Source organism: Gluconobacter wancherniae NBRC 103581 (assembly GCF_007988885.1).
Lineage (GTDB): Bacteria > Pseudomonadota > Alphaproteobacteria > Acetobacterales > Acetobacteraceae > Gluconobacter > Gluconobacter wancherniae.
Window position 1 is genome coordinate 132,410 of sequence record NZ_BJUZ01000003.1, and the last position, 13,262, is coordinate 145,671.

Here is a 13,262-nt window from a genome sequence, read left to right on the forward strand (position 1 = left end):
GCCCTAATTCTGAAAGGTTCTGAGCATGAAGGTCGAACGTCTCGCGATTCCGGACGTCATTCTCGTCACGCCACCACGCTTCAGCGATAATCGCGGGTTTTTCTCCGAGACTTACAATGCGACGCGCATGCATGATGCGGGCATCGAACTTCCGTTTGTGCAGGATAACCAGAGCCTTTCCCGCCAGAAGGGCGTGGTTCGTGGGCTGCATTGCCAGCTGGCACCTTATGAACAGGGCAAGCTTGTCCGTGTAACTCAGGGGGCCATCTGGGACGTGGCCGTTGATGCGCGCACTGGATCCCCAACTTATGGAAAGTGGGTCGCTGCTGAGCTTTCTGCAGAAAATTGGTCCCAACTCTGGGTACCGCCGGGCTTTCTGCATGGCTTCGTGACGCTCGAAGAAGACACTGTCGTGCAGTACAAATGCACGTCTCTGTATGACAAAGCATCCGAGCGCGCGGTAATCTGGAACTGTCCGGAACTGAAGATTGACTGGCCTGTTTCCGAAGCTGATGCCGTTCTGTCCGACAAGGACCTGATTGCCCCGCATTTCTCCGAAGCCAAGGGCTGGTTCCCGTACGAAAAGTGAGCCCAGACATGTCCAGCACCGGTCCAGTTCTTGTAACAGGTGGAAGCGGCCAGCTTGCCACGTCTCTTGTTCATCTTGGTGGCACGCGGATTATCCGGATCGGTCGTCCGGAGTTTGATTTCGACCATCCGGAAACGATCTCTGCAGTTGTTGAGAAATACAGGCCCGCGGTCGTCGTCAATGCGGCTGCATGGACAGCAGTAGATCTGGCGGAAAATGAGCAGGATGGCGCGGACCGCGCCAATAATTCTGGCCCGGCAGCGTTGGCCGAAGCGACCGCCAAGGCAGGAATTCCGCTTATTCACGTATCGACCGATTACGTGTTTTCAGGCGATAAGGGAGCCCCTTACACAGAGGCTGACGAGACTACGCCACAAACGGTTTATGGTCGTACGAAAGCCGAGGGCGAGCTGGCCGTTCTGGCTGCCAATCCGAAGAGCATCGTCCTGCGGACATCATGGGTCTATTCGGCGCACGGCAAGAATTTCGTGAAGACGATGATCAATGCGGGCGCGAAGAACCCGGCGCTGAAAGTTGTCGGAGATCAGTATGGAAATCCGACGAGTTCAGATGATCTGGCTGAAGCGATCCTTGCCATTATCGCCCTGATCGAGCGTGATGGCTGGAAGCAGGAATATGCTGGTATTTACCATGCCAGTGGCACAGGCGAGACAAGTTGGCACGGGCTTGCCGTAGCTGCGCTTGAAGAAGCGACGAAGCACGGGCAGGCCATGCCGGAAGTGAATGCAATCCGGACGGAAGATTGGCCGACACCGGCCAAGCGTCCGCAGGATTCACGTCTCGATTGCTCGAAATTGGAGCAGGTTTTTGGTGTTCGTCTGCCACAGTGGCGGGACAGTGTGGCCAAAACCGTGCATAGGCTCTTCCATACGGTCTGAGTTCCTGTTGTCCCTTCTGGGGCCGCTCTGGAAACAGAGCGGCCTTTTTTCTTTCTCATGGATGCTTCATCGTTTCTGACGTGACACAGAATGATCCACTTCTCCCCGCCCCTTCACCACGCCGCTGGCAGCCTCGCATGATTCATGGGAGCGCGACCCGTCACTCTGAGGCATTGGGGGATCACGTTGCCATTCTGCTTTCACTGCACAATGGAGAACGATGGCTGAACAGTCAGCTCGACAGTTTTCTGGCGCAGACACATACGCACTGGACTCTGTACTGGCGGGACGACGACTCTACGGATTCAAGTCGCGCTATTATGCTGTCTTTCGCAGCTCATCGCGGAAACGGACGTTGCGTCGAGATTGATGACACATGCGTCAGCCTTGGCGTGCGGGAGTCTTACGCTCTGTTGGTTGATGCATCACCGTCAGATTCCATGATTGCTTTTTCTGATCAGGATGACGTCTGGCATCCGCAGAAATTGGAATGGGCGCTGGCAAAGCTGCGCATGGTTCCTGATGGCACGCCTGGGCTTTACTGCGCGCGTCAGTGGCTTACGGATGCGGATCTAAACGTTATCGGGGAATCTGCCAGACTGCGCCACCAACCAGATTTTGCCTCTGGACTGACACAAAATCTGGCAACCGGCCATACGGTGTTGCTGAACCGGGATGCGGCAAGGTTGCTGCGCGGGTTTCCGCCTCCAGAAGGTGTTCTGCACGACTGGTGGGCGTATCTGGTCGTTCTTGGAGCAGGTGGGGCATTCCTGTTCGATCAACGTTGCGTCAGTCATTACCGTCAGCACAGCCGCAATGCTGTTGGCGCGCAGCGTTCGTTCTTTAAACGTGGCGTGAATGCTCTTCGCCGCGGACCGCAGACGTTCATGCGTAGCTTTTATGCCTGTGTGAACACCCTGCTTTCGCGCCCTGCCACGCTTGCTCCAACTGCGCAGGCATTGCTTGAGGATATAGAGCGCGCCAAGACACGCAGGGAGCGGTTGAGCCTGCTACGACGCTACCCGGAGCTTCATCGTCAGAACCGCATGGAAACAGCGGTCTTCAGGATATGGTACCTCGCAAGCCTATCGACCTGATGTGGGTCAGGTCGGACCGATGCCAAGAAAAGTACGCATGGCTGCGATGAAAGGACCATCTAAATCCATGCTGAAGGGACGCGCCGTAGCGTAGTCATAGACCGTGCAGGCTGGTCTGGTGCGGCAGTTTTCCGGCTCATTCAGATATCTTGGAACGAGATGGGTGTGGAGTGATGGCTCCTGATTGGCCCATGTCTCGTAATTGATGCGCGCAGCGCCCGTTACGGCAAGGAGGGCGTCGCCCGCTTTTGCCATGTCCTCCAGATATTGGGCCCGTTCGGCGCCTTCGAGGTCGTTGAGGGTCGCTACAACAGGATCTGCGAGCAACTGGCAATATCCGTGAAGGGGCTGTGTCTCGCCTATCAGGAGCCATCCAGACAGCATTTTGCCGATAACGTATGGGTTGCTGCCAGCACGGGCGGCAGCAACCTTGCGTTCGATGATGTTGCCCATGAGGCGTCCCCTTCAAAAAAGGAGAAGCGTATCATGCGGCTTCTTCAACGTCCTCATCATCGTCAGATGCAATCCGGGTATTACCCCGTGTCGGACGGAAACGCTTCTCCAGTAGTGCTACTTCGATATCTTCCAGAGAGGCCCCGGATGTTTCAGGCACAAAGAAGAACACAAAAATGACCGACGCTAAATTAACACCGGCATAGAACCACATGGTCCAGTTCAGGCCGATGGCTTCGGCCATGGTCAGCGCTGTGCTCGTGACCAAAAGGTCGGCGCCCCAGAGCGTTGCAGCGTGTAGCGATGTGGCCTGTCCGCGCATGGAGAGCGGAAACATCTCTGCCCCGAGAAGCCAGCCACAGACCTGAATGCCTCCTGAGTTGAACGCCATGAAGGACAGCAGGAATACGACCACAAGATAGGACCCAGCGCTTCCCGGTGCCGGATGGATCATGAACATAATGCCAAGGCACAGCAGCGAAAGTACAGATCCTGGCCCCATGATCAGCATCAGGCGACGACGGCCAATCCGGTCCACGAACATGCAGCCGAGAAAGGTCATGACGCAATAAACGGCAGCGACGCCCAGCGAGGCGAGAAGTGCGGAAGATGCCCCGAAGCCTGCGTCATTCAGGAAGGTCGGAGCGTAGTAAATCATCATTTCCAGGCCGCCACACTGGGTGAAAAACGCTACACCTAGCGCCGCCACGAGTGCCGGGCGTACCCATGGCTGGAACAAGCCACGCCAGCCGCGGTTATGCTCTTCGACGTTCAGAGCATTTTCGCGAATTGCCTCCACTTCCTTGCGCACGGCTCTTTTGGTCGTGCGGATACGGCCGAGATGAATGATGGCATTGCGCATGCCTTCATTTTCAGCAGACCAGCGCGGGCTCTTGGGCATAAAGAACATGGAAATGAAAACAATCGCAGCAGGAATGGCCGCAATTCCGACCATCGGTCGCCAACCCCAGCTTTCTCGCTGCGTGAAGCCGATGATGTTCGCAATCAGGATGCCAAGCCCGATCGCCACGTTGAACATCGTGACAAGGCTGCCACGACGTTCCTGGGGCGCCAGCTCAGAAATATACATCGGCACCACCTGTGTGGAACCACCAACAGCCAGACCAAGAACAAGTCTTGCTACGATCAGGGTCCAGACATTTGGCGAAAACGCACAGGAGGTCGCTCCTATTACGAAAACAGCGCTGACGACGCACGTGGTTGCGCGGCGACCATACTTCTCGGAGAGGGACCCGGCAATGAAAGCGCCGCAAACTGCACCCAGAAGGATTGCCGAGGCAACCATCTCTTTCATTGTCGAATTCAGATGAAAATCATCACCGATCAAAGGGAGTGTGCCGGATATGATACCGGTATCATATCCATAAAGACCACCGCAGATGGCCGCGACTATGGCAGCCAGAAGCAGGACCAGTTTCGCGTTTGGCGAAACCTCGATCTGCATCGGGTCATTATACTCACGTTTTTTTCGAGGCGTTTTCGTATCATTTGACATAGTGATACTAACATGGCGCAAATCTAAAAGTTCTGTCAGAAATAATCCATCAGGCGCATAAAATTGATTAAATGGCTTTATTTTCTGCCATATCAGGCTTGAGGACAGGCATTCTGGTTGCCAGAGGGGAAAATCATGACCGCACAGCCCACAAAAACAAAACCCGATGTGCCCTATATCAGCATGAGGGCGCTGATCATCATGCACATCCTTCTGGGGCTCTTTATTGCGCTCGTATACTGGAAGTTGTCCGTACAGACAGATTTCTGAAGCGAACCCACAGTCCGGCGCCACCATACAAAAGCGCAGCCCCAAGCCCGATCCAAAGCGGTACGGGGGCATCCGTCTCCCATGAGAGTATCAATCCGCCCCACGACAGGAAAAGTGCAAGCAGCGTCGAAACAGTGACGCCTGCAAGCGGGCCAAGGTTAAGCCGTAACGCCGTGGCAGGCGGCCCGATCATGAGACTGAAGGCAAGCAGTGCTCCTGCCACTTCCGCGCATGCGGAACATGCCAATGCACAGACCGCCATGAAACCAAGCGCAGCAATCTTAACAGGAACGCCCTTCGCTTGAGCGACCTGCGGTGCGAGGCTCGAGAAAAGCAGGGGTCTGCACAACACGCCAAGCCCTGACAGGCACACAATAGCAACTGCCAGCAGTGAAAAAAGTGTGTTGCGGCCGATGCCGAGTACGTCTCCAAACAGCAGCGTAGTGGCAAGGCTGGATGCACCATTGGCCATGTGCAGGAACCATGTCCCAAGCCCAAGGCTCGCTGCCAGAACGAGCCCTATCGTTCCGTCTCTCTGAACCGGAGCACCACGGTCTGCTTCATGCTCGCTCCCGATCGCCAGCCCGGCGGCGAGGCTGAAAGCAATCATGCCTGCAAGCGGCGGAAAGCCAAGCCACACTGCGCCTGCAGCTCCACTGAAGCCGATATGAGACAACGCATGGGCCGCAAATGCCTGTCTGCGCAGCATGAGAAACCAGCCTACAGGCCCCGCGATGACGGAAACAAGGGCGCATCCCGCAAAGGCATGCCGCATGAACTCAAATTCGAGCACGCAGATGCCCTCCTTCCAGTAACAGCGTTCGCGATACAACATCCTTCAGGGAAGATGTCTCGTGAGAGGTCATGAGGACCCCTATGCCCAGATTGCGACTGAGTTCACACAGGAGAGATATGATTTCATTCTGGGCGCCATGGTCCAGTCCAGCCAGCGGCTCGTCCAGAAATAGCAGTTCAGGCGCACCGATAAGCGCTTGAGCCAGCCCGATACGTTGTCTCTCTCCACCAGACAATGCGCCCAGCGGCCTGTGCGCGAAAACTCTGGCACCCGTGAGTTTGAGAACACGTTCAGCTTCCCGACGGCGCGCGCGCCAGTGAAATGGCAAGCCCCAGCATGCTCCGCCCACCGCGTTGAGAACATGGCTGAAAGCAGGAATGGCCAACGCCGCATCCCCAATGGACTGGGGCATGTATCCGACATCCTTGCGGATATCCTCAGGCACTGCGTTTCGAAGGAAAATGCTGCCATGAGACGGCTTGTCCAGCCCCAGAAGCGCACGCAGAAGCGTCGTTTTTCCTGTGCCGTTGCGTCCGGAAAGAAGTGTAATGCCGGCCAGGGATGTCTGGAGTGAAACACCTTTCAGAACAACGGATGAACCGGCAGAAAGTGTCACATTTTCAAGGCGAAGATCAGTGCGCAGGTGCATCAAGCACTTTTCCTGCTTCGTTCAGTATGGAGGAAAGCCATCCCTGCCAGGACAGCCCTGGCGGAAGTGTTTCTCCCACCTGAAGCACCGGAATGCCAGCAGAGCTTGCCTGTTCTGTCAGTCGGTCGATCTGTGAGGATCGAATGGAAGGATTCAGAACCAGCATGCGCACCTTCCGTTGTTCGAGCGCCTGTTCCAGAACGGCGACATCACGAGGTGACGGTTCTGTATGCCGCATGACTGCAAAAGCAAAGTCAGGATCAACCACATGCATGCCCGCTTCTTCAAACAGCGGCATGCCGACGGGTTCAGCGGCGGCTATCGGGGTATCGGGGTGTTGCACGCTTAGCTGTCTCGCCTGCGCCGTAATTGTGTCGATATGTCCTTCGAAAGTAGCCAGATTTTTTGAAAAATCTGCGATGTGATCACCATCCTTGTGGATCATGAGATCTGTAAGTGCATGCGCTACCCTGCGTACAGCTTCAGGATCCAGAAAGAGATGGGGATTGTCGCCCGCTTTCCACCCTGCTTCGTGAGCAGCGCTCAGGGTTGTGGATGCCGATGAGGACAGAGGAAAAGCCCAGTCGTCATAAGTCGCGCCATTGATAACCGCTATGGATGCACCGGAAATGAGGCGCGCCATGGACGGCGTGGGGCTCAACTCGTGAGGGTCGATGCCAGGTGTCGTAATCAGGGCATGCGTCTGGACAAACGTCCCGCCAATTTGGGCGGCAATATTACACCACACAGCTTCCACACATACCACGCGCATTGGCTCAGCCTCTGCGGCCGAAACAGATGCGGCAGCCAGCAGAAATGGCACGAAAACGCGTAACAGAAAGCGCATGCAGAAAACCCGGATGGCGACGAAGGGGGACGTTATAAGATAACATCTTCCTTCTGGCCACCATCACACTTGCATCCCTGCCCCTAGCGGATCGGGTGAGTCCCGATATTGGCGACATACATTGATGAAGCGGCTGCAATCACCTTCTGCTGGTATGCCATGTTCAGTAATGGTGTACGGGAATGGTAATCACCAATCGCCCGGAGCATATTTCCCGCATTGCGGTTCAAAGCTGTACGCAGGATCATTGCAGCCGCTGCAATGTTGAAACATGGTTCAAGCGTCAGGCGCGCCGCAACCTGTGCGGGCGGGAGATGGGTCATCTTTGCGATGGGCAGAATCCAGCGGGAGTTGATCTGCATCAGACCCATATCAACTGAGCCGTCTGTATTGTTGTGAACTGATCCGGTAGCGCCCCCTTCCACTCTCTGGATGGAAGGCAGAACGCGAGGTGGAAGGTGATAATGTAAAGCCGAGGCCATCATGCAGGCCAGAAGAGTGGCAGACATCAGGCACGGTCTCCGGGCTGGATCATATCCTGACCCTAGCACTGGAAACGCGGTCCTGCCATCTTCATGGCATTCGGGTTACCACACGGAGAAAGTTTATGAGCGAGCACGAAACTGCAGCGACCACGATGCTCGATGCACTCGCCATCCCCTATCGCCTGAGGATCTATGACTATGATCCATCGGCTGGGAAACTTGGAATTGCAGCAGCTGCCGCGCTGGGCCTGTCGCCGGATCACGTGCTCAAGACGTTGATGGTCGAAGTGGACGGCAGGGCTGCGTGCGTTGTTCTTCCAGCAGATCGGGAGCTGGATTTTTCAAAAGTTGCGCGGGCTTTTGGGGGGCGGAAAGCAAAAATGATGTCACGTCCTACGGCTGAAGAAAGGACAGGCTATAAAATCGGTGGAGTCAGTCCGTTTGGGCAACGCAGCACGGTGCCAACAGCCTTTGAACACACTGCGATGGACGGCCCTCCGGTTGTTATCAATGGGGGTGATCGAGGCGTTTTGATGGAAATAGATCCGCAGGATGCCTTGCTTGCGACGAATGGCGTACCTGCAGATCTTGTAAGGGAATAAACTGTGACCACACTGCTTCGCGGATAGACAAAATAATTATTGCATCCAGAAGTCTGAAAAATACGAATATCACATTTATTCGTTTCGATTAGTGTTTGAATTATAAAGAAAACCAATCGTAATGCAGAATGTACGTCCCGCTGTTCCATGGCCGAAAATGGAATTTGTATTCATGAAATTGGCGACCATTTTGCGCCATCATTAAATGTCCCAAGGCTTCTGAAATGTGGAACCTAGCTTACGACACCAGTCACATTTCTACTCAGCTTCCTGCGGAATGAAAGAAAATGCTCACTTGCGATCGGGATATCGCCATGATGACGTAGCTAGGATAAATTATGAACCGATTTCATCGGCCTCAATCCGGTAAATCTGTTTGGGAGTTTCGAACACTGTTTTTGACTGCTTATGGGCGATAATGACGATTTTCTACGTGCTCTCCGCTGTTGGTGTCTGGATTCCGACAGCAGAGGGTTGATTCTCGTCTATTCCTGCTCCCGAGACAATTTGCGCTTTGGTGCAAAATTACTCGGCATAATCAAATTCATGGTGATCTTGGCCATGATGCGCGAATGTATCTTCCTGCCGATATTCATGAGCAGGTTTTTGATGATTTCCTTCTGAGGAAGCATCATCCTGAAATGTAAATTGTCTGACGACACGCGCAAGCTCACGGGCTTCACCAGTCAGGCTCCGACTGGCGGTTGAGGTTTCTTCAACCATTGCAGCATTTCTTTGTGTTGCCTGATCCATTTCGGCAATTGCAGAATTGATTTCTGAAAGGCTTTGAGCCTGCTCGCTTGTCGCAGACGAAATTCCATCCAGCAGTTTCGTAATGCGAGTGACGTTTGTTGTGATGTTTCCAATAACGCTATCTGTATCGCCAACCAGTTTCACACCCTGTGAAACCTGTTCTCCGGCTTGCAATATAAGGCTTTTGATTTCCTTGGCTGAGCGTGCCGAGTTATGAGCGAGCGAGCGGATTTCCTTGGCCACCACGTCAAAACCTCTGCCCGCCTCTCCTGCTCGTGCTGCTTCCACCCCTGCATTGAGAGCCAGGATATTGGTCTGAAAAGCCATTTCCTCCATTACACCCACGATTGCTTCTACGCGCCGCGAAGATGCGCTGATGGCATCCATTGCGTCTCGCGCCGCATGCATGACGGTTGCCGCCGCTTTTGCTTCTTCGCGCGTTCCAATGGCAGCTTCGCGAGCTTGCGCAGATGCCCGAGCGCTCTCTCGGACGCGCTCGGTTATCGAGTTTACTGATATAGCCGATTGCGCAATGTTTGCAGCCTGTCGATCCGTTCTTTCTGCGAGGTCTTCTGCTGCTGTCGAAATTTCGGATAAACCGCTATCAATCATGATTGCTCCTGAAGCAATCTGAGAGATGGAAGTTCTGTAGGTATTAATGAGTTTATTAAAATCCTGACGGAAGTCTTCAAACTTTTCTTGAAATGGCTCTTCAAAACGGAAAGTCAGGTCCCCTTTTATAACAATACTCATTCCCGCGCATATATTTTCAATAGTTTTGCTCTGAAGGTGTCGTATACGTTCACTTTCCTTAGAAAATATTTCTTGAGCCTCAATATTTTTCTTGGCAAGGGCTGCCGCTTCTTCCTGCGCCTTGATCTGTTTTGTGCTGCTATCAATGAATTTATATAATGATCGTGCTAATCGGCCGGAACAGTCAGTTCGTTCTCCGTAGGGCACGCTGGAATCAATGTAACCTTCGGCTACACGTTCGGTCATTGAAGTAATTCTCTCAAATGGAACGGCAATAATTCTAATGGCATAACTTCCTATTATCAATGTAAGGGCTAGTTGCAGAATTACTCCTGCAATTTGAGCAATGATTTGAGCGCCCTCTTGATGGAAGAAGAAATTATCACAGATTTGATCGACAGCAAATTGTACTACTGAAATAACAAGAAGCGCTAGGATAATGATCCGCACTTTCTGCCGAATGGGTGCATTATTCTCAAGCCACTTCAACATAAAGTCTAACTTCTTCCCCAAAAAATGAGAAAATAAATGATTTTCTCTGATCAGCCCAAAAGCGTTTCAATAGCTTTTCTGCCTTTTGCGCGGATCTGGACACAAAAACGTGAATAGTAAGTGAAGGGCAGGGTGATCGGCCCGTTCAATTGTCTTGCATATACCTAAGGGGGGTATATTATGGCCGCCTATTCCGGAGGAGCGTTACGTTGTCAGAGACTTTCAGTTTTTCGGTAGGTGGGATGACATGTGCAGCCTGCGCAGCCCGTATTGAGAAGGTTTTAAGCCGGCTACCGGGGACGCAGGCGCGTATCAATTTCGCCAACGAGCGCGCATCTGTAACATTTGATGATTCTGTAACTTCTATAGAAGACGTGATCTCCGCTGTGAGGCGTTCCGGCTTTACGGTGCAGGAGCAAAGCGTCGATTTACAACTCGCCGGGATGACCTGCGCGTCGTGTGCCTCTCGTATTGAGAAGGTTCTGAATCGCGTGCCAATGACGCGGGCAAACGTGAATTTTGCTACCGAGCGGGCGCATATTTCTTTTGTTCCGGGCATAGCCGACCCGGCGGAGTTCATTGGCCGTATCGAAAAGACGGGTTTCGGTGCTTCGATTATTAAAGAGGCACTTAGTAGCGATTCTAGCGAAAACCGTGCCGCGTTATGGCGCAAAGAACGCAATGGCTTTTTGCTGACGCTTGCACTGTCACTTCCGTTTTTCGCAGAGATGATCGGAATGTTTTCTGGTCATATGGAAATGATGCCGCGGTGGTTGCAATTTGTTTTTGCAACCCCAGTGCAGTTTTTCTGCGCGCGTCACCTGTATCAACGTGCCTGGAAGGCTGTGCGGACTGGTTCGGCCAATATGGACGTTCTGGTCGTTCTGGGAACAAGTATCGCGTATTTCTTTAGTGCCAGTGTTGTCGTTATGGGCCTTCAGCAGCCTGTGTATTTCGAAGCCAGCGCTGCTATCATAACGCTGATATCACTTGGAAGATTGATGGAGGCAAAGGCCAGAAGAAAAACAGGAGCTGGGATTGAGCGGCTTTTGAAGCTTCAGCCTCCAGTAGCGCATGTCGAACGTGGCGGCCAGATTGTTGATCTCGCAACTGAAGAGATCCGGGAAAATGATATTTTCGTCGTTCGACCAGGTGAGAGCATTCCGGTTGATGGCGAAATTGTTGATGGCGTGTCGGAAATCAACGAGGCGATGCTCACCGGCGAAAGTATCCCCATCCTGAAGCGTCCTTTTGACACGGTTTTCGCGGGGACAATGAATGCCAACGGTGCCTTGCGCGTTCGGGCGACTGGGGTCGGCGCAAATACAGCACTCGCCCGGATTGTGAAGATGGTGGAGCAGGCGCAGGGTTCCAAGGCGAGTATTCAAAAGCTTGCTGATCGTGTGGCAGGTATTTTTGTACCCGCTATTATTTTCATTGCGTTTTTTACGTTTGTGGTTGGCTTGAGTGTTACAGGATCGGCAACGTGGAGCGTTGTTTCGGCGGTTTCTGTGCTTGTTATTGCGTGTCCTTGCTCACTTGGGCTTGCAACGCCAACAGCAATTATGGTGGGAACGGGGCTAGGCGCAAAATCAGGTATTCTTTTTCGCAATGCGGATGCGTTGGAGCATGCAGAAAAATTAACAACAATTATTCTAGATAAGACCGGAACCCTAACCGAAGGAAAACCTACAGTAAGTGATGTGCATCCTGAGTCGGGTGTGAGCGAAGAGGAACTTCTTTCAGTCGCTCGCGCGCTGGAGCAGAGCTCCGAACATCCTCTGGCCCGTGCGATAATGGATTTTACGCATTTTCCTGAGCAGAAGCTTCCGGTCGTAACTGAATTTCAGGCCGTGCCGGGGTTGGGTGTGCGGGGAAAAATTGATGGAGATGTTTTTTTCGCGGGGTCCCCAAGGTTTTTAATTCAGTCAGGTATTAAAATTGATGAGCAATTTACAGACAGTTTGGAAGGGGACGAGAAGACTGTCATCGTCATTTCCAGTACAGAGCGTATTTTAGGCTATTTAGCTCTTGCAGATAAGCTGCGTCCGGATGCTGCTGATACGGTTAGGGCTTTAAAACAGGCTGGCATAAAAGTCGTCATGTTGACGGGTGACAACCATCGCGTAGCTGCGGCTGTTGCCCAAACAGTTGGATTGGAAGATTTTTCCGCAGGTGTGATGCCTGATCAGAAAGCTGCAACCGTTGAGAAATATCGTGTAGATGGTGGCGTTGTGGGGATGGTGGGAGACGGAATTAACGATGCCCCGGCTCTTGCTGCCGCGAATGTGGGCTTCGCTATCGGTGCGGGATCGGCTGTCGCTCTTGAAACTGCTGATATTATTTTAATGAACAGCGAACTTTCTGGTGTGCTGGACGCTATTTCGCTCTCGCGCGCAACGCTCTCAAAAATTAGACAAAATCTTTTCTTCGCGTTTCTTTATAACATTATCGGGATTCCCTTGGCGGCATTTGGAATGTTGAACCCCGTTTTCGCAGGTGCGGCCATGGCAATGAGCTCCGTTTCTGTCGTAAGTAATTCACTTCTGTTGAACAGATGGCAGCCGAAAAATCGAAATTTTCTATAAGTAGACACTGTGAGACGTAGTCGGTTCCAGAAAAGACTTTTTCTCTGTTGTGCAGAAGGGTATTAAGATCAGAATGCTGAGAAAATCCTCCCGCATCTGGATAGCTTTTCTGGCCTGCATTTTAATGCAGGTAGCAGTGCTGGCTGGTGTCTCTTCAGCCCATGCTCAGATGCCGCAAGTGACGGTCAGTGCGAAGATCATGCCCATGGCGGATTGCTGCGTGTCCGCGCAGAAGCAGCCACATACTCCTCATTGTCATCACCATGATCACTGCTGCCATGTGCAAAGCACTTCGTCCGACGTGGCGCCGACAATATCCATGCGCTGGAATCAGGCACAGCTCTTCGGAATGCTTTCCTATAATATAGTATATTCGCGAAATGTCGTGAGTGTAGACGGTCTACCTCCAAGGCGACCGCCAAGGCAGCAGATAGCCTGAGACCCTTCTCAGAAGGGCGCTTGCTGATCAATTC

The 13,262-nt window shown here is 52.8% G+C and carries 12 protein-coding genes; 5 read left to right on the plus strand and 7 right to left on the minus strand.

Annotated elements, in window-relative coordinates:
* Window positions 1–25 precede the first annotated feature (25 nt).
* The 3 genes from rfbC (at window position 26) to GWA01_RS11365 (ending at window position 2,585) form a co-directional block, all read left to right on the plus strand.
* Entirely contained in the window at window positions 26–589 is a 564-nt protein-coding gene (gene rfbC / locus GWA01_RS11355; protein WP_146798089.1) for a dTDP-4-dehydrorhamnose 3,5-epimerase, read from the plus strand.
* A gap of 8 nt (window positions 590–597) precedes the next feature.
* A complete protein-coding gene (gene rfbD / locus GWA01_RS11360; protein ID WP_146798091.1) occupies window positions 598–1,488 on the plus strand; it encodes a dTDP-4-dehydrorhamnose reductase in 891 nt (296 codons plus the stop codon).
* A 137-nt stretch (window positions 1,489–1,625) separates the two neighbouring features.
* On the plus strand, window positions 1,626–2,585 hold the full coding sequence (locus tag GWA01_RS11365; RefSeq protein WP_146798093.1) for a glycosyltransferase: 960 nt from the start codon (window positions 1,626–1,628) through the stop codon (window positions 2,583–2,585).
* A 6-nt stretch (window positions 2,586–2,591) separates the two neighbouring features.
* Here the strand turns inward: GWA01_RS11365 and GWA01_RS11370 are convergent, their stop codons facing one another.
* From GWA01_RS11370 to GWA01_RS11395, 6 genes are all read right to left on the minus strand, one after another.
* A complete protein-coding gene (locus GWA01_RS11370) occupies window positions 2,592–3,038 on the minus strand; it encodes an HIT family protein (RefSeq protein WP_146798095.1) in 447 nt (148 codons plus the stop codon).
* A 31-nt stretch (window positions 3,039–3,069) separates the two neighbouring features.
* Window positions 3,070–4,554 carry a sugar porter family MFS transporter gene (locus GWA01_RS11375; RefSeq protein ID WP_146798098.1) on the minus strand — a complete coding sequence of 495 codons (1,485 nt, stop codon included), beginning with the start codon at window positions 4,552–4,554 and terminating at the stop codon, window positions 3,070–3,072.
* A gap of 223 nt (window positions 4,555–4,777) precedes the next feature.
* Entirely contained in the window at window positions 4,778–5,617 is an 840-nt protein-coding gene (locus GWA01_RS11380) for a metal ABC transporter permease (RefSeq protein ID WP_146798100.1), read from the minus strand.
* Entirely contained in the window at window positions 5,604–6,269 is a 666-nt protein-coding gene (locus tag GWA01_RS11385) for a metal ABC transporter ATP-binding protein (RefSeq protein ID WP_146798102.1), read from the minus strand. Before GWA01_RS11385 ends, GWA01_RS11380 begins: the two co-directional genes overlap by 14 nt.
* On the minus strand, window positions 6,253–7,116 hold the full coding sequence (locus GWA01_RS11390) for a metal ABC transporter solute-binding protein, Zn/Mn family (protein WP_146798104.1): 864 nt from the start codon (window positions 7,114–7,116) through the stop codon (window positions 6,253–6,255). Before GWA01_RS11390 ends, GWA01_RS11385 begins: the two co-directional genes overlap by 17 nt.
* 83 nt (window positions 7,117–7,199) lie before the next feature.
* Entirely contained in the window at window positions 7,200–7,625 is a 426-nt protein-coding gene (locus tag GWA01_RS11395) for a lytic transglycosylase domain-containing protein (protein WP_146798105.1), read from the minus strand.
* Between the two features lie 98 nt (window positions 7,626–7,723).
* On the opposite strand from GWA01_RS11395, the gene GWA01_RS11400 reads away from it, so the two are divergent.
* Window positions 7,724–8,203, plus strand: coding sequence for a YbaK/EbsC family protein (locus GWA01_RS11400; RefSeq protein ID WP_146798107.1), 480 nt, complete (start codon window positions 7,724–7,726; stop codon window positions 8,201–8,203).
* A 525-nt stretch (window positions 8,204–8,728) separates the two neighbouring features.
* On the opposite strand, the gene GWA01_RS11405 is transcribed toward GWA01_RS11400, so the two are convergent.
* Window positions 8,729–10,201 carry a methyl-accepting chemotaxis protein gene (locus GWA01_RS11405; protein ID WP_146798109.1) on the minus strand — a complete coding sequence of 491 codons (1,473 nt, stop codon included), beginning with the start codon at window positions 10,199–10,201 and terminating at the stop codon, window positions 8,729–8,731.
* Window positions 10,202–10,410: 209 nt separating this feature from the next.
* Here GWA01_RS11405 and GWA01_RS11410 point away from each other — a divergent pair, with 209 nt between their 5' ends.
* Window positions 10,411–12,789: a heavy metal translocating P-type ATPase gene (locus GWA01_RS11410; protein ID WP_146798111.1), complete on the plus strand. Its 2,379-nt coding sequence runs from the start codon at window positions 10,411–10,413 to the stop codon at window positions 12,787–12,789.
* Window positions 12,790–13,262: the final 473 nt, after the last annotated feature.

Bases quoted from the DNA above. Each gene is read 5' to 3' on its own strand.
- rfbC (WP_146798089.1), top strand. From the start codon at position 26: ATGAAGGTCGAACGTCTCGCGATTCCGGACGTCATTCTCGTCACGCCA.
- rfbD (WP_146798091.1), top strand. From the start codon at position 598: ATGTCCAGCACCGGTCCAGTTCTTGTAACAGGTGGAAGCGGCCAGCTT.
- GWA01_RS11365 (WP_146798093.1), top strand. From the start codon at position 1,626: ATGATTCATGGGAGCGCGACCCGTCACTCTGAGGCATTGGGGGATCAC.
- GWA01_RS11370 (WP_146798095.1), bottom strand. From the start codon at position 3,038: ATGGGCAACATCATCGAACGCAAGGTTGCTGCCGCCCGTGCTGGCAGC.
- GWA01_RS11375 (WP_146798098.1), bottom strand. From the start codon at position 4,554: ATGTCAAATGATACGAAAACGCCTCGAAAAAAACGTGAGTATAATGAC.
- GWA01_RS11385 (WP_146798102.1), bottom strand. From the start codon at position 6,269: ATGCACCTGCGCACTGATCTTCGCCTTGAAAATGTGACACTTTCTGCC.
- GWA01_RS11390 (WP_146798104.1), bottom strand. From the start codon at position 7,116: ATGCGCTTTCTGTTACGCGTTTTCGTGCCATTTCTGCTGGCTGCCGCA.
- GWA01_RS11395 (WP_146798105.1), bottom strand. From the start codon at position 7,625: ATGTCTGCCACTCTTCTGGCCTGCATGATGGCCTCGGCTTTACATTAT.
- GWA01_RS11400 (WP_146798107.1), top strand. From the start codon at position 7,724: ATGAGCGAGCACGAAACTGCAGCGACCACGATGCTCGATGCACTCGCC.
- GWA01_RS11405 (WP_146798109.1), bottom strand. From the start codon at position 10,201: ATGTTGAAGTGGCTTGAGAATAATGCACCCATTCGGCAGAAAGTGCGG.